General features: G+C 45.7%; 9 protein-coding genes. 3 read left to right on the forward strand and 6 right to left on the reverse strand.

Annotated elements, in window-relative coordinates; all coding sequences use genetic code 11:
* Nucleotides 1-153 precede the first annotated feature (153 nt).
* The 5 genes from MHM89_RS03650 to MHM89_RS03670 form a co-directional block, all read right to left on the reverse strand.
* Nucleotides 154-489, reverse strand: coding sequence for a hypothetical protein (locus MHM89_RS03650; protein ID WP_239408102.1), 336 nt, complete (start codon nt 487-489; stop codon nt 154-156).
* A gap of 269 nt (nt 490-758) precedes the next feature.
* Nucleotides 759-1,166, reverse strand: coding sequence for a DUF6210 family protein (locus MHM89_RS03655; protein ID WP_054205977.1), 408 nt, complete (start codon nt 1,164-1,166; stop codon nt 759-761).
* Between the two features lie 17 nt (nt 1,167-1,183).
* Nucleotides 1,184-10,549, reverse strand: a complete 9,366-nt coding sequence (locus MHM89_RS03660; RefSeq protein ID WP_239408103.1) for a SpvB/TcaC N-terminal domain-containing protein — start codon at nt 10,547-10,549, stop codon at nt 1,184-1,186.
* Nucleotides 10,550-10,885: 336 nt separating this feature from the next.
* The gene (gene deoD, locus MHM89_RS03665; RefSeq protein WP_022944793.1) at nt 10,886-11,587 is read right to left on the reverse strand and encodes a purine-nucleoside phosphorylase; all 702 of its coding nucleotides are present in this window, start codon (nt 11,585-11,587) and stop codon (nt 10,886-10,888) included.
* Nucleotides 11,588-11,611: 24 nt separating this feature from the next.
* The gene (locus MHM89_RS03670; protein WP_239408104.1) at nt 11,612-12,823 is read right to left on the reverse strand and encodes a phosphopentomutase; all 1,212 of its coding nucleotides are present in this window, start codon (nt 12,821-12,823) and stop codon (nt 11,612-11,614) included.
* Between the two features lie 301 nt (nt 12,824-13,124).
* Here MHM89_RS03670 and udk point away from each other — a divergent pair, with 301 nt between their 5' ends.
* From udk to MHM89_RS03685, 3 genes are all read left to right on the forward strand, one after another.
* Complete coding sequence (gene udk / locus MHM89_RS03675) at nt 13,125-13,754, forward strand: uridine kinase (protein ID WP_022944791.1); 630 nt, start codon at nt 13,125-13,127, stop codon at nt 13,752-13,754.
* A 14-nt stretch (nt 13,755-13,768) separates the two neighbouring features.
* Nucleotides 13,769-14,992, forward strand: coding sequence for a NupC/NupG family nucleoside CNT transporter (locus MHM89_RS03680; protein ID WP_022944790.1), 1,224 nt, complete (start codon nt 13,769-13,771; stop codon nt 14,990-14,992).
* Nucleotides 14,993-15,143: 151 nt separating this feature from the next.
* Complete coding sequence (locus MHM89_RS03685; protein ID WP_138548113.1) at nt 15,144-15,947, forward strand: transporter substrate-binding domain-containing protein; 804 nt, start codon at nt 15,144-15,146, stop codon at nt 15,945-15,947.
* Here MHM89_RS03685 and MHM89_RS03690 read toward each other — a convergent pair.
* The gene (locus MHM89_RS03690; RefSeq protein ID WP_045980133.1) at nt 15,936-16,940 is read right to left on the reverse strand and encodes an NAD(P)-dependent alcohol dehydrogenase; all 1,005 of its coding nucleotides are present in this window, start codon (nt 16,938-16,940) and stop codon (nt 15,936-15,938) included. The genes MHM89_RS03685 and MHM89_RS03690 overlap by 12 nt on opposite strands.
* Nucleotides 16,941-16,950 lie beyond the last annotated feature (10 nt).

Consider the following 16,950-nt stretch of genomic DNA (forward strand, 5'->3'; position numbering starts at 1 on the left):
TGTCCAGGTATACGGTGTAATCCTGTTCCGTAAAGAAGGTGGCCTGACGGTTATTTCCACGCTGAACAACATGTTGCGGAATATGGGGTAAGTTTAATCTCGGCCGACGCGCCATGGCCTTTCCTCCTTGAAATAGCCAATTGCACTAAGGACTTAGCGCAATTCAGCAATTTCAACAACTCTGACCCCTTGATCGTCAATCTCGGCCGACGCGCCATGGCCTTTCCTCCCTGAAATAGCCAATTGCACTAAAAACGTAGCGCAACTCAGCAATTTCAACAACTCTGACCCCTTGATCACAATTTCAACAACTCTGACCCCTTGATCGGAGTAGTCGCTCTTGCTGAGTAAATTGCCAATGGCATCGTAGGTGTAAGAGCCGATTTTTATACCGTTAACCTGATTCGTTTTAAGACGATGAAGGTTATCGTAGGTATAGGTTTCTGTGAAGGTATGCTGTTCACCCACAGCCCCCGTGGTAACACCCATTTTGCAATTTCAACAACTCTGACCCCTTGATTCAGCAATTTCAACAACTCTGACCCCTTGATCGAACACGATCGAACACTGTTCAGGCTGCTGGTGAAACTGATCACTTCAGGCAAAGAAAAGCCCGCGATGGGCGGGCTATAAATGTTTACCGCGATGGCAAAAGCCTCAAGGGAGAGATTTAAGTTTAGTTTCAACAACTCTGACCCCTCGATCGGACCCCTTGATCGTATTACACAAACGAGGCCATCCTTTTAGCTTGTTTACAATTAGTCACTATTAGACCAAGTTAAGATACCCTTCATCTCATTTTCACAACTTATAGGATTACTCTCCGTGCTCTTTATAATTACGTATACCCATGACTCAATTGAATCTTCTAGCTTTGTAGTATCAACTGAAATTCCGTTTGTTTCAGGGTTATTTTGCAATAGCTTATCTATAGACATTGCCAACTTTGTACTAACTGATTCTGAGTTTTTAAAAAGCTGACTTAATTTATATTCTAGAGAAGATTCAAAATCATAAGGGTCGCAATCAAAATTGAAAGGAACAAAATACCCTTCCATTTCAGAATGAAAACAAGCTGTCCCTCCAGTCTGGTTAAAGTAAACGCAATTAGATTTAGCCTGAATAATTAAACCAGCGCCTACCATGTCCCATAAACATATCTTCATTACTTTATTTTCCTTTTCTAAAACGAGTGAGGGCTATGAATATATGAGTCAAGCACAACCCCTTGATTTGCAGCAGCCCTAACAAATCTTTGGTCTGAAGTAATAGTTCGAATACCAAGTCTATCACCTGTTCCAAATATTCGTTGATCTGGCATTTTTATAGTTCGCGTAGGGAGCAAGTTCATAACTCTTATAGATGGCATGTCCGGAATAGCGCTGACCGTTGATAAAAACGCGGAAGCATTTGCTATCACGTCTGGTCTACCATTACGCCTAACAGCAACTACAAATTCGCCAAGAGCAGTTTGAGTCATCAATCGAGCATTATTACCCATAGCTGCAAGGATTTCACCTTGAATGGGTGAAGCTGGGCCTGATAGCGCCCTAGCCGTGCCAGTATCAATATTGATAGCACCTTGCCTAACTCGTTCTAGAGTTTCATTTTCTGTTAATGATTCAGCTGGGATTAGTGGATGGACAGCTTCAGGTGTAGAGCCGGGAGTTGAAAGAGACAGAGCTACCGTCGTTAAGGCTCGCCCTAGAGCTGAAAGAATAGTTTCCCCAGAAATACCCTCAGCGGCTAGAGGTAATGCGACAGCAGCTCCAGATAAAGCACCTCCACTGGTACCACTATGTCCCCCATCCGCTTTTCCTTTCTGCCCCTCAGCATTAATATCGGTGATTGCTACATGACCTTTTTGCTGCGCCTGAAATGCCCCGTTACTGTTTTCAATAAACGTTGTAGCGGGATTACCTGAAAATCCAAGCTCGCTCATAGCCTCATTGAGTCCACCACTAAACTGGTGACTTTTATTTATCTCTCCTTTTGACAGCCCACCAACACCGCCACATCCCACTCTCGACTCTCCTTTTAGGCAGAGGCTATTGTAACCACTCGGATCTATCCCCGCCAACGGGTTATTCATAATATATGAATACGGATTGATGCTCTGTGAGTTACCTGGACTCTGAATAACCGGATCAACCGACATAAACCTGCCAAGGTTATAATCGTACACCCGACCGTTCATATGAATAAGTTGTTGTTCATCAAGGTGTTCATGGTCGGTAAAACCTCGGTATGTGGTGGTATCCACAATATCGCCTAAGCGGGCCGAGGGCTTTGAGTTACCATTGGCTAAACGCGGTTTACCGAATGGATCGTAATTACGCGTTGCAAGTACATCACCATTATGATTTGTGAATAATCGACTGCTGCCAAGACGGTCGGTGTGCGTGTACCTAATTTGTACTGCTTGCTCATTAGTTTGACTCACTATGGCGACATTATCTATGTATGCACGCCAAGTGGTCTCCTCTGCTTGAACTTCTTCTTCATACAGCTTGTCTGCATAGTATGTTGTTCGGCCTTTGGTGGTATGTTTGAACCGCATATGGTTGGGGCCATAAACGAACTGACTGGTGATCCCATTTTTGACCAGCGTAGTTGGTTTATCCATGGCATTGTAGGTTGCGCTGCTCAGCCCATCACCGGTGAGCATGTTGCCCCGCTTATCGTAACTAAAGCTGACCCACTTACCATTACGTTGTACTCGCTTAACGGCGTTCGGGCCTCCACTCCCCTCACTTGTGTAGTCATAATCGTTAGAGTAGTCGCTCTTGCTGAGTAAATTGCCAATGGCATCGTAGGTGTAAGAGCCGATTTTTATACCGTTAACCTGATTCGTTTTAAGGCGATGAAGGTTATCGTAGGTATAGGTTTCTGTGAAGGTATGCTGTTCACCCACGGCCCCTGTGGTAACATCCATTTTGCGTATGTTGCCAAAACCATCGTACTGTTCATAGTTAAGAAACATTAGGTTGTTGTTGCCATCAGCTATTTGCTTACTTGTCATCGCGCCGTCTACAGCGCTGTATGAGGTGATTTCGGTCAACTCATTTCCTAAAGTGGCTTCGGTGACATTGGCAAAGGCATCTTGCCCTGTAATTTTCTTAAAGATGTAATGGCTCGCCGCGTTTTGAATCGTTTCTAAATAGCCTGCATCAGTGTAAAGGTACTCTAAGGTCAAGCCATTGGGGTAACGCAGCCCCTTAGCGCGACCATAATTCCCATCATAGAACGTTGTGATGCGATAAGAACGATTATTGCCGTTGATTAGTGTCCCTGTGGGGCGACCATAAGCATCATATTCATAGGTACGGTTTACGCCATTACCCACTTCTTTGTGCAACTGCCCAACACCATTATCGGCTGTGTCATAAGTGTAGGTTAACGTGTCCTCGCCTGTTGCCGAGCGCTGGATTACTCGTCCTAGCTTATCGACTGTATAGATAATACTTGTGTCGGTGCTATGTGTTTCCTTTTGGAGCTCACCAAAGCCATTATAAGCAAATGTGCTCTTACCCTGATTGGGGTCATTTACGTCGGTCTTGCGTCCAAAAGCGTTATATTTTGCTGTAATGTGATTGTTTTTAGCATCTTGAATAACAATGGGTAGGCCTTGCCCATTATATGCGTAGCGAGTTATCCCATCTTCAGCGTCTTTGGTTTCAATGAGCTGGTCGCGGGTGTTATAGGTGCGAGACATCGTAATCAGTTTGCTGTTACACTCATCTTTCACCTCAATGTCTGTTGTTAACCCTGCATATGCATAGCTCGTTGTCATGCCTCCGCAGCTTCGCTGTGTAACTTTGCTCTTTGGCCTACCTAAGGCGTCAAACTCCGAGTAAGAAACACCATACTTGGAATGGCCATTGTAATAAGGTTGAGATTCAAAGACTTTTCGCCCTAACGCATCGTACTGTGTGTCGGTAAATACCCAATCGTCAGAGTTGAAACCTTGGGTTGCGACCCGCAGCGTGCGGCCCAATTTATCTTGATAAACTTTTTGTGTTGGCTTGCCCGCTGAGAGGGTGGTTATTTGCACAACTGCATTTTCGGGCGCGTGGGTTGTATCGGGCCCAGTGACCACGGTGTAAACCTTCGGCTGACCGCTGGTTTTACTGCTATACGGACGCTGATAGCCATCCAATGTATTTATTGTCTCTTGGTATACATTGTCACCTAGTTGTACTTTGGTTTTAGTAACAAAACCGGTCGCTGGGTCGGTGTGCTTATACAGCTCATGCTGCTTCGCATTCGTTATTTTAAGCGGGAAGTAACCATCATCCGCCTCTGTTGTTCCATCTTTGGTATAGGTGATACTTTCAACCACCCGCTGCGACGATGACCACGCCCCCCCCGCTAATACGTTTGCGGATACTGTTTTACTTGTTGGTAAGCCATAGGAGTTGTAAGCAATGTTGGTGCTACTTCCTGTTCCTGACGACCCGCTGACGGTAATTTTTTTCGGTTTACGGCTATTATCATATTCAGAATAATTAGTCGTCAGGGTGGTTTTTGTATCCAGCTCTTTTTTTTGCTCATCACTCAATGAGATGTAAGGGTCCGTCACCACACGTTCGCTTATTTCGCTGGTTTCAACCTTCAAGGTATCGAGCTTATTTAGCCACCAAGTATCTGTATTCGGGGTATAGGCGCGGGTTGTGGTAACAGTCACTACGCCGGTTTCATCTTTTGATGTTTTTTTGCTTTCAAGCACGTTGCCGTAGGCATCAATACTTGCGATGGACTCAACCACACTGCCTAATTTAGTTGCATCCTGGGTGATATCTCGGGTGATAGTCTCTTTATTCGCTAGGTAAACATGATTACCGTTATCCGTGTTTACGAGCCATTCAAATTGAGTGTAGCTAATCGCATTTGTATGGTCAGACTTTCCACCTAAACTGCCAGCCGTGTAGTCATTCTCCAAGAATGTGGCCTGACGATAGGGCTTTCCTTGCAGTGGGAACACTTGTTTAAAGTCTGTTTGTGTAACTAAGCCTCGATCTAGGTCTTTTTCAATAACACTTTTGAAGCCCATAAAGCCTCGGCCTTGGTTATTAAACATTGCATCTCGGTATTGATAGGTGTAGTGCTGATTTCCACCTATACCATCGCTTTGAGTAAACTTATGAACGACATACATGCTTGAGCTAAAGTAAAAGTGCTCAGTGTCATTTAATTCATTGTGTTTTGGGTTGTTATATAATCCATCTACAACGTCTGAGCTTAGAGGCCGATAGTGCCATTGCTCTTTTTTATCAAGGCCATTTGTGACCGATAGCAAAAGGTCATGAGGGTGATAATCTGATTTTTCTATGCTAGCGGGTTCGGTCGCACCGTAATTGCGGTTAAAGTACACTTTTCTAACTTGGTGATCAGCAACAGCGCTGCTCCCCCCTGCTGTACCACTAGGATAACTATAGGTAATAAGGTTTTTATCGACCAGCTCCGGGCCCTCTATTCTCTCTCCATTAACACCTTTCATATAGCAGAAAAACTTGTGATTTTCGTACTCACCTGATGCGTAATGTCTGCAGCCGTATTTGTATACCAAATCAGGTAAACCGTTGCCTGTTGCATCCATCACACTGGAGTAGCTGGGTGTGCCAACTAGGTCTGTATCGACAAAGTGGGCACTCACTGAGCCGGTTGCATCTTGTGAAAACTTTAAGGCCTGATATTGATAGAGGCTGTAATCAAACTTCGCCTCTACTGCCTCGAATTTATTAGAGCCTTCTTCCGAGATGTATGGTTCATAAACAGAGTCTCCGCACACAGTATATCTTCCGTGGCGTTGAGCTACTTGGCGGCGCCCTACTAAAATGATACAGCCTTCGACAAGTATATTATTAGGCATAATAACTTCGCTACGACCATCACCATCGATATCCATAATACGAAATGCATCAGAGAATTTAGGCCTGAGTACCCCTTCACTTAATCTATCACCTGAATTATGAAGCGGTATTCGCCGCACAGGCACAGACACACCGATATCTTGCGCTTCAGTAAAGGTTCCATTTCCCTGGTTTAGCTTAACTGTAAGGTTTGCGCCCACTTTACCGTCTACCCAACCTAACCAGTCAGGCAGACCATCGGCATTTACATCAACCCAGTACCCATAGGCTGACGACTGTCCATTGATATCAGCACCGAATAACACATCATAAGATTGCAATTGAATTGCGCCATTTGCAGCCGTGCTAGTAAGTAAGAGCTCAGATGAAGCACTGTCCATATAAACACTTCTGGTTTTCTTTTTGAGAAAGTCTGGAATGCCATCACCGTTCATATCTCCGACAGGCTCAATACTATATCCGTTGAATATAGCGCTATCGAGCTCGTGAGATTCATTCTCTGTGTATGGGTTCTGCAAGTTTTGAGTATGTTTATATACAGTGAGCGTTCTTTTTTCTTCACTAATACGCCTCAGCACAGTAATGTCGACCCACCCGTCGCCATTATAATCTGCTGCACTCAGCAATGTGTCACCCTCACTACGATTAGCGCTAGTATAATGGCCAAGCTCTACACCTGTATCTTGCCAATTTAGGGATATAGTGTCTTCACCCGATACATAGCCTATTCGCAAAATATTATTTTCTTTACTCCAGCGGTCGGTCCTACCATCGTTATTAAAATCGCCTTGCAAACACGTAGTGGATAGCAACATACTGCTGAAGTGGCAATCGGTTCCCCGTAATGGGTTAACACCTACTTGGTCAAACTCTGCATTGGTAAAATAGCGCGGCCAATCTCTTGAGCCATTTCCATCGGCATCCCCAAACGCAGTCACTTCCGCAAACCCCTCAGGGAAGTGGCCTTGCCCAAAAATCTCTGTCCCATCAGACGTGGCCAAAAGTTCTGGTTTATAAACAGCAGGCTTACTGCTCCAATCAAATTCAGTACTTGGAAGACATTTTTCTGTTCCACTGATATGGCTACAATACTCTATTGAATCTAATAAGCTTCGCGATGTCCCTAAACTCGCTGAGTAGGATAAGCTCCATGAACTAACTTGAGCATCGCCATATTCAGTACTGATACTCTTCAGTCTTTTTGTTGAAAAGTAGTATCCACCCGCTATATAGCGTTTATAAAGGTTTGCAGCACTTTCATACTCAAATACAACTTTACGGTCACCGAGCTCTTCAGCTCCCGTACCTGTGTAGTAAATAGTATTGAGAAGCTGCTCTCCTTGCCCATACGATGAATACTCATAGTGGATATAGTTATTTTCAGTGGCGTCGTGCTCATATGAGATAAGCCACGAATAAGCTGAAGATTTGTTTGCGTGAATTACTTTAGAGCTTGTTTCCTGTCCAAAATAGGCTGTGCGGCCACTTTTATATTCTGCAACAAAGGATGCTTCATCTGTAAGAGATCCTGTTTGTTTGACCCTGACAAAGGTATCTAGCTCAGTTTTGTAAATTGCACCTGAGTTTCCATAGTTCCCCGAAACAATTACAAGTCGCTGGCCATCTAGGCATAACTTATCATTCGCTGTGTAATTGGGCGTATGATTGATTCCATCTTGGGCCACTGTTGCCGCGCACCGAGTAATACTTGAGCCAGCTGATAAGCCCCAGCCAACCCCTGCGATGCCATTACCACTGCGAGAAGAGTAGTTCAAAGAAACGTTCGGTTGCATTCCTGCTCGCCCTGGTGGCAATTTAATGGGTATCGTGTAGCTTGCAGCACCGCCATTCACAGCTGCTTGACCCGCAATAGTACCCACTGCCTCAGCGGTGATTTCTTGGACATCAGAAAATGGTTGATCGTCGGGGTCGCCTAATAAGGCTGAAAAGTTGCTATCGTCTTGAATGCTAAAATCAGCGCTGATGACGTCACTTTCACCAACGCCATCTAAGCTTGCTTTCGCGCAAAGTGTGGTGCTTTCAGTTATAGCAATTGGGCTGGTGTATGGCTGCCAGTCAGCGGTGCTATCACATAATGTGTCTGCCGCTATTTGCGCAAAGCTTATATTCACCGAAGGAAGACCATGGGTAATACGAATGCTCTCACCAAATGGCACTTCTCCTGACTGAGGGGCTAGTTTAGGTGGCGCTACAACACCATCCACTGTGTTCGTCAAAGTGCTATTAGCAGAGCCTTCATTATTCGTGCAGGTGATAGTCTGGGTCATTATATATGCTTTGTCTCTTACTGGACTGAGCCACTTGTATAAATAACTGCCATCATTTTGTACGGTGGTATGCTCATCCTCTCTGCTATAGGTAACAGAGCCAGATACACCATCATCATACTCAAAGGTGGAGGTACAAGAACTGGCATTTTTCCAAGCAAAGTAAAGCCATTGTTTTTCACCGATACGCGCTGTATTTATCGCCTCTGATTCAGATATATACTCATGCTGAAGGATCTGTGGCGGTGGTGGAGTAATAACATTGACAAGAGAGCTGGAGTCACTGCCCCCCGAATTCTCACAGTTTATAGTCTGCTCCATTGAATAGGCAGCCTCCCTAACTGGAGATGTCCATCTGAATAGATAACTGCCGTCGCTCCTAACAATGGTGCGCTCATCACTTGCGCTGTAAGTTACGGTTCCGCTCTCGCCATGGCTATATGTATAGTTCGAAGTACAAGATTCGCTGCCTGTCCAAGCTAGATAAAATACTTGGTTCTCACCAATAAATGCAGCATTTGTTGAGCCTGAAGCGCTTGCAAATCTGTGCTGCAAAATTTGTGGCGCCCTAGGTATGACCTTATTAACTAGTGAGCTCGTTTTAGTGCCTGCATCATTGGAGCAACTAATTGTTTGCTCCATTGTAAATTCAGATTCTCGAACAGGACTTTGCCAACTAAATAAGTAGCTGCCATCACTCTGATGGATAGTACGTTCATCATGCTTGCTGTAGGTAACAGACCCTGTTCTACCGTCATCATAGCTGAATTCAGCGATGCATTGTTCAGCACCTCGCCATATGAATGTCAGCGTTTGTCTTTCACCAACAACAGCCTGATTAACAGCTCCTGACTCACTCACAAACTTATGTTCTAGTATGGCAGGAGCATCAACGACACTTAGATTGACTGTAAGGGTTTTTGCCGTACTTTGTTCAATGCCGTCGTATACAGATAGCGACACAGGAATGGCACCACTCACTCCTTCATTAAACCTGAGGGTATTTCCTTGCACACTGAAGCGATGGTCTTCATTTATACTCCAGCTATGACTCTGAACGTCGGCGTCTGAAATACTTACAATGTCTTCGTTTAACACTAACTGTCGTGTATTAACTAAATTAATACTGGCTTTGTTCAATATTAATTCAGGCTTGTGATTAATAGTGAAATTGTGAAAACTAGGTTTACCAACGCCTGATGAACCACCGTCATCAATTGCATATGCAACCAATCGATATTGAGTACTAGGCAATAAGTTTTTTTGCTGAGCTGTAAATGAAAACTTTCCGCTGTTTGAGGTGCTAGGTGCAAAGTTTTGTTGGAATACTGTCGACCAACTACTCCCTTGCTTTTTCTGCACATTGATTTTCAGTTGCTTCAAGCCGTCACTGATGTCTGAAAAGTTATTCAAATGAACATTAATCGGTTTTGAATAGGGGAGTTTGCCAGCAGCGGGGCTGGCTATGTTAATCGACGAGCGGCCATTCACATAAACATATACAGAGTCTAAGCCAGCTTTATTATGTAAGTCATACGCCCTAAGGCTTAGTTTTAGACGCTGATCTCCGTGATTTTGAGCTGGTAAGTCGAAGTTACTGGCGGCGGTATGTTTATTACGCCAGTTGAGAATCGTCGAACCTGAATCTTGACTCCAAGAATAGCTTTTAATTCCGCCATTGGCAGTTGGATCGCTCGCACTGCCTCTTAAGTTAATCACTTGAGGGCCGCTCATTACATGAATGTCTGCACCTGCACTCACTCTTGGTGCGGCATTATACACTTGAGCGCTAACGGATTTTGAAACTCTTTGTCCTGAGCTGTTCTCACAGTATATGGCAAAGTTATACGTCAGCTCTTTATCACGAACTGGCGAAGTCCATCGATAAGTTCCATCTCTTTGCGCACCATTGTAGTAAGTCACGCCATATTTAGTGTTATAACACTTAGATGCATTCTTATATTGTATTATGAGGCTTTGTCGTTGCCCAACAGAGACTCGGCTAGGAGAGTAATACGCAGATACGATAACTGGTTTAGGGTTAATAACTTGCATAGAAACATAACGAGAAACTTTGTTACCCTGAGTGTCTTCGCAAATGATATTGAAACTTTTGGACTCTACTTTATTTCTCGCTGGAGAATCCCAAATAAACTCTCCATTGGTGTTTTTCCCTGTACTCGCTTGGTGGTACACAACGCCATACTTATCGTTATAGCATTTATGCGCATTTTGCCAACGTAACCGTAATTGTTGAGTTTGTCCGAGCTCTACTACTCGAGGATAGTAGCCCGCTGTAGTAATAGATGGGGATGCTATTGCGCCAACACTGATTAGCAATAGAAGTACTCCGGCTAAAAAGCCAGATTTAGGGAAAACTAGTTTCATGTAGAAGTCCATTTCAGAATAGTTGTTTATGCCACCCTTTTAAACCGCGAGCAGTTCATACATTCAACAAGAAATAATAAGTCGCTCGTGGTTTTTATTAAGCATATACAGATACAAAATACGCGGCGGAGATCATACAGATATAATTACACCTGTAAACATAAGATGAAAAAAATTTCACTAGTGTTAAATTTAAAGACATAAAAAAGCCCCACCTAAAAGGTGGGGGCTTTGGGTTAACGTATTTACGTATTACCAAGGAACTCTGTGTGCACTGGCCATGGGCAGATGGCGTGGTGCACCGCAAAGATGCTTCTTTGCGTTAACTAAATTTATTTAAATCGATTCAAGCGCGATTTTAACCATTTCGTTAAACGTGCTTTGGCGCTCTTCCGCTGGGGTTGCTTCACCGGTGATCACATGATCGCTCACAGTAAACAACGCCATGGCTTTGGCACCATATTCAGCAGCTACACCGTATAAACCAGCGGTTTCCATATCCACCGCTAACACACCCAGTTTGTTGAGCTGCTCATAAAAGCTGCCATCGGCCTGGTAGAAGGTATCGGTGGTGAATACATTTCCTACTTTGGCGTCAATGCCTAAGTCGCGGGCTGCACGCACACCATTTTCTAACAAACCAAAATCGGCAATCGCGGCGTAGTCGTAACCACTGATGCGGGCGCGGTTCACGTTAGAGTCGGTGCTTGCGCCTTGGGCAAAGATAACATCACGAATTTTGGTGTCTTGGGCAATGCCACCACAGGTGCCGATGCGAATAATGTTTTTAACGCCAAAGCTAACAATCAGCTCACGCGCATAGATAGACATAGAGGGAATACCCATTCCCGAGCCCATGATGCTCACAGGCTTACCTTTATAGGTGCCAGTAAAGCCAAACATGTTACGTACACTGGTGACTTGTTTGGCATCATCCAAAAAGTGCTCAGCGATGTATTGCGCACGAAGTGGATCGCCTGGCATAAGTACCGTTTCGGCGAAATCACCTGGGGCTGCGCTGATGTGTGGCGTGCTCATATTCTATCCTCTTGCTATTCGTTCTTAGCGCTCTAGCGCCGCTTTAAACCCTGTACCATAGTCTAGCTCAGGTAAGTTAAACCACTGCGCTAAGGTTTGCCCCATATCGGCAAAGGTTTCACGCTCGCCCAGCGCCACCGGAGTCATCCCCGGCCGATAGGCAATGACAGGGACATACTCACGGGTATGATCGCTGCCAGCTGCAGTGGGATCACAGCCGTGATCCGCAGTGATTAACAATAAATCGTCGTCATTCATTTGCGCGAAAATACGCGGCAAAAAGTCATCAAAGGTTTTCAAAGCTTCGGCATAACCGATAGCGTTGCGACGATGACCATATTTTTCGTCAAAATCCACCAAATTGGTGAAAATCAGACTGTTATCCGGCGCTTCAGCCATCACTTGCGCGGTTTTCTCGAGCAAGTTTTCAAGGCCCGGCGCTTTGTGTTTTTGAGTGATGCCTTGGTGCGCATAAATATCAGCAATCTTGCCAATACTGATCACCTCACCACCGGCTTGCGCGAGTTTATCTAGCACCGTAGGCGCCGGTGGCAACACCGAGTAATCACGGCGGTTGCCGGTGCGCTCAAAGTCGTTGCTGCTCTCCCCCACAAAGGGGCGGGCAATAACGCGGCCAATGTTATGCTCATCAAGTAGTGTCCGTGCAACTTCACATACTTCATAGAGTTTATCTAGGCCAAAACTTTGCTCATGAGCGGCCACCTGAAACACGCTGTCACTGGAGGTGTAACAAATCGGTTTACCGCTGCGTACATGCTCTTCACCTAACTCGGCGATAATAGTGGTCCCAGAGGCATGGCAATTGCCTAAGATGCCAGGAATACCTGTACGCTCAATCAGCTCATCAATAAATGCTTGCGGGAAACACGGTTGCTCAACGGGAAAGTAGCCCCAATCAAACAACACCGGCACACCGGCCATTTCCCAATGCCCTGAGGGCGTATCTTTACCACTGGAAAGCTCTTTCGCATAGCCCCAAGCTGCTTGAGGTTGTTGGCGTTCATTAATGCTAATGCTCGCCCCCGATGCAGCCTCACATGCATCGATTAACCCTAAACGCGACAAGTTTGCTAATGCTAATGGCTGGCCCTTGTCTTGCTCGTATGCCTGCAAAAGATGAGCGAGTGTGTTGGCGCCAACATCACCGAATTTATCAGCATCTGGAGCTGCACCAATACCTAAACTATCAGCCATCAGGATAATTGCGCGTGCCATACTCACCTCACTTTTGTGGTTTTATGGAACCACTTTAACGACTTGTTACTAGGCGACACAGGACAAAAGTCCGTGCTTTGTGGGTTGCTATGAATGCAGCCGCAACTGACGATGGCTGTTCACATTCAGCGGACATAAGTCCTTATTTTGACCACTTAATAATAGCTACATTTGTCGGAATAACGTGAGGATTTGCGTCACTAAGGCGCTAGACAGCAGTAAAGGACGACATCTTCAGAGATTAATAGCAGCGAATTTGCTAAAGTAATCCTTTATCTTACATCAGTCTGGGTGCTTGTCTGTGACACAAACGATTATCGCGATCGCTGGTGCGTCTGCATCAGGGAAGTCGCTTTTTAGCCAAACAATATATAACGAGTTGGTAAATGAACTAGAGCCGGGGGCCATCGCCATTATAGAGGAAGATGCCTATTACCGTGATCAGTCCCATTTACCGATGGCGCATCGTATTAAAACCAATTATGACCATCCCGATGCGTTTGAGCATGAGTTAATGGTGACTCACCTACGCAATCTGCGTGCGGGAGAGTCAGTTGATGTGCCAATTTATGATTATAGCGAACACACTCGCAGCGCCGAAACGCGTCGAGTGTTGCCAGCAAAAATACTCATTGTCGAAGGTATATTGTTATTAAGTGACCCAGCACTTCGCGACGAATTTAACATTAAGGTGTTTATCGATACGCCACTGGATATTTGCTTGATGCGCCGAATGCAGCGCGATATTGAACAACGTGACCGCAGTTTGCAATCGGTGGTTGAGCAATACAAACGAACAGTGCGACCGATGTTTTACCAGTTTATTGAGCCCTCGAAGCACAGCGCCGATTTAGTGGTGACCCGAGGCGGTAAGAACCGTGTAGCAATCGATATAATAAAAAGTAAAATCAAACACCTACTACAAGAATAACGGGAACATCGGGCATGACAACATTAATGAGCTTGGTGGGTATGCTAGCCCTACTCGCCATCGCTTTCGGCGCTTCAACGAACCGTAAAGCAATAAACCTGCGTACGGTTGGTATCGCCTTTTTATTACAAGTCATCATCGGTGGCTTTGTATTATTTTTTGAATTTGGCAAAAACATACTCGCTAAGATGTCGGCGGCGGTCGCGCAAGTGATTAGCTACGCCACCGATGGCATTACGTTTTTGTTTGGGCCATTGGCCTCGGAAAAAACGCTGGGCTTTTTGTTTGCCTTTCAAGTGTTGCCGGTCATTGTCTTTTTCTCCTCCTTGGTGGCGGTATTGTACTACCTCGGGGTGATGGACTGGGTTATTAAAATTCTCGGTGGTGCGCTGCAACGGTTATTAAAAACCTCGCGTCCAGAGTCGCTCTCGGCAACGGCAAACATCTTTGTTGGGCAAACCGAAGCGCCACTTATTGTAAAGCCGTTTATTGCCTCTATGACTAAGTCGGAGTTGTTTGCGGTGATGGTCGGTGGATTGGCGACGGTAGCAGGCTCAGTGATGGCCGGTTACGTCAAAATAGGCGTCGATTTACAGTATTTGATTGCCGCAAGTTTTATGGCGGCGCCAGGTGGTTTCCTTATGGCAAAAATGATTGTGCCAGAGACAGAAACCCCGAAAGAAGATTTGGCTGAACTGGATGGCGACCATGAGCAGCCCGTTAATGTTATCGATGCAGCCGCATCAGGCGCATCAAGCGGGATGCAGCTTGCTTTGAATGTAGGCGCTATGCTGCTTGCATTTGTGGCCCTGATTGCATTGCTTAATGGCGTATTGGGTTGGTTTGGTGGTTGGTTTGATTACCCACAGCTCACGCTACAAGAAATTCTCGGGTACGTTTTCGCACCGGTAGCCTGGTTATTAGGTGTACCGTGGGACGAAGCCATTATTGCCGGTAGTTTTATCGGCCAGAAATTAGTCGTCAATGAGTTTGTAGCTTATTTAGACTTTATAAATTATCGCGACCAGTTAAGCGAACACACTCAAGCCATAGTTACCTTTGCGCTGTGTGGTTTTGCTAACTTGTCTTCGATAGCCATTTTACTAGGTGGGATTGGCGGTATGGCGCCAAGCCGGCGAAAGGACATCGCACGCCTAGGGCTCAGAGCAGTGTTGGCAGGATCTATGGCCAACCTCATGAGCGCCGCAATTGCTGGGTTTTTCCTCTCTATTGCTTAGAAACAAAGAGAAGCCACAGTTGCAAAACAGGGCCTCCTCGGCCTAGGTTATTGTTTTAAGGGGTTAAGGCAATAGCTAACTTGAACGATACTTCACCAAAGGGCCGCAAGGCCCTTTTATCGTTTAGGGCAAAAAATCATCGCAATTCGCTGTGAACTTATCTATTCTAAAAACAAGTGCTGTGTCTTTGGTTTATCGCTTTATGGCTTTGTTTTTGGCTCGCTTTACGCTGTGGGTAACGATTTTATTATCGACCACGCGCATTGCTGCACAACCTATTGAAGTGGTCACAGAGCTGAGCCCACCCAACCAATTAGTGATCAACGGTCAAATAGGTGGTAGCAGCACCGATATAGTCCGCCATGTGCTCTCTAAAGCCAATGTTGATGCCACTATCAATATGTACCCTTGGGCACGCGCTTTTCACCTGGCACAAAAAAAGCCTAACACCTTACTTTACAGTGTTGCCAAAACCCCCGACAGGCTCGACAAATTCCAATGGTTAGGCAAAGTGGCATATTTCCGCTTAGGTTTTGTTACCTTGGCTTCACGTTCTGAAATTAACTTACGCCAAGTAAACGACGCTCGTCCTTATCGTATTGCTGTGCAGCGCGGCGATATCAGCGCCAAGTTCTTTGCCGATCGTCAGTTTAGCACCGTACAAACCGCTGATATTAAACATTCCTATCGACTGCTGCTTTCGGGCAAAGTCGATTTAGTAATTGATGACCCCAATTACCTGGGTGCTATGGCCAAACAGTTTAATGTCCCCGCCAAGGAGCTACGCTTTGTCAGAGATATCGAACAGTTGAGTGTATATGGCTATCTCGCCGCTAATGTCGATAGCGACCCTCAATTGGTGGCCAATATAAAAGCCGCTTTCTCAGCTATCGAAAAAGCGGCTTGGTATCAACAAAAATTATATAATCCGTATCAGGATGTATTAACGCGTTAGCACTACGCGATAACGCGCCTTGCCTTCACGAACATGGTCAAGGGCGGCGTTGATATCATCAAATTTAAAGGTTTCGATTTGTGGAGCGATGTTATGCTGCGCAGCAAAATCGAGCATTTTAGCGATGGTTCCTGGGCTGCCCACTGGGGAAGCAGATACACTGCGCTGACCCATTAACAAACCAAACACGCTTAAGTCTAACGGCTCAAGCGTAGCGCCAACAAAATGCAAACGGCCTTTGGGTTTCAAGGTATTGATGTACGCATTCCAATCAAGCTTCACATTGACGGTGGAAATAATAAAGTCGAACTGCCCTGCGGCCTCTTCTAGGGCCTGCTCCGAACGCGAGTTAATAATGTGATGCGCACCCAACTCTTTGGCTTCTTTAGCTTTGCTATCACTGGAACTAAAAGCGGTGACTTCGCAGCCCCAGGCGTTCAAAAACTGCAGCGCCAAGTGGCCCAAACCACCAATACCAATGACTGCGACCTTATCGGTAGGTTTGATATCGAACTGTACCAAGGGGTTGAAAACAGTGATACCGCCACAGAACAACGGGCCTGCCGCCTTGGCATCAAGCCCCTTAGGCAATGGGATCACACTTTTGCTTTGCGCGCGCACTTTATCGGCAAAGCCACCGTGGTGAGCAATAATAGTCCCTTGCGCACTGGCACAGAGGTTTTGGTCGCCATCATCACAGCTCGGGCAATGACCGCAATAGCCGCTGTGCCAACCTAGGCCCACCGTTTGTCCAACTTCAAGGTTATTGACATCGCGGCCGACTTTCTCAATGCGCCCTATCACTTCGTGTCCGCCCACCAGCGGATATTCACTCATCCCCCACTCGTTATCGATCATCGACAAATCAGAGTGGCAAATACCACAGTGATCGACGGCGATTTCAACTTCATCGGCGGCCAGCTCACCCGGATCATATTGGTACGGCTCAAGCGCTTTACCTGCTTCCATCGCAGCATAGGCGTTAATTGTCATTTTTTGCTCC

Origin of the sequence: Pseudoalteromonas sp. CNC9-20 (assembly GCF_022347875.1) — a bacterium.
Classification (GTDB): Bacteria; Pseudomonadota; Gammaproteobacteria; order Enterobacterales; family Alteromonadaceae; genus Pseudoalteromonas; species Pseudoalteromonas ruthenica.

Coding starts and splice junctions, on each gene's coding strand:
- MHM89_RS03650 (WP_239408102.1), bottom strand. CDS start 489: ATGGGTGTTACCACGGGGGCTGTGGGTGAACAGCATACCTTCACAGAA.
- MHM89_RS03655 (WP_054205977.1), bottom strand. CDS start 1,166: ATGAAGATATGTTTATGGGACATGGTAGGCGCTGGTTTAATTATTCAG.
- MHM89_RS03660 (WP_239408103.1), bottom strand. CDS start 10,549: ATGAAACTAGTTTTCCCTAAATCTGGCTTTTTAGCCGGAGTACTTCTA.
- deoD (WP_022944793.1), bottom strand. CDS start 11,587: ATGAGCACGCCACACATCAGCGCAGCCCCAGGTGATTTCGCCGAAACG.
- MHM89_RS03670 (WP_239408104.1), bottom strand. CDS start 12,823: ATGGCACGCGCAATTATCCTGATGGCTGATAGTTTAGGTATTGGTGCA.
- MHM89_RS03680 (WP_022944790.1), top strand. CDS start 13,769: ATGACAACATTAATGAGCTTGGTGGGTATGCTAGCCCTACTCGCCATC.
- MHM89_RS03690 (WP_045980133.1), bottom strand. CDS start 16,940: ATGACAATTAACGCCTATGCTGCGATGGAAGCAGGTAAAGCGCTTGAG.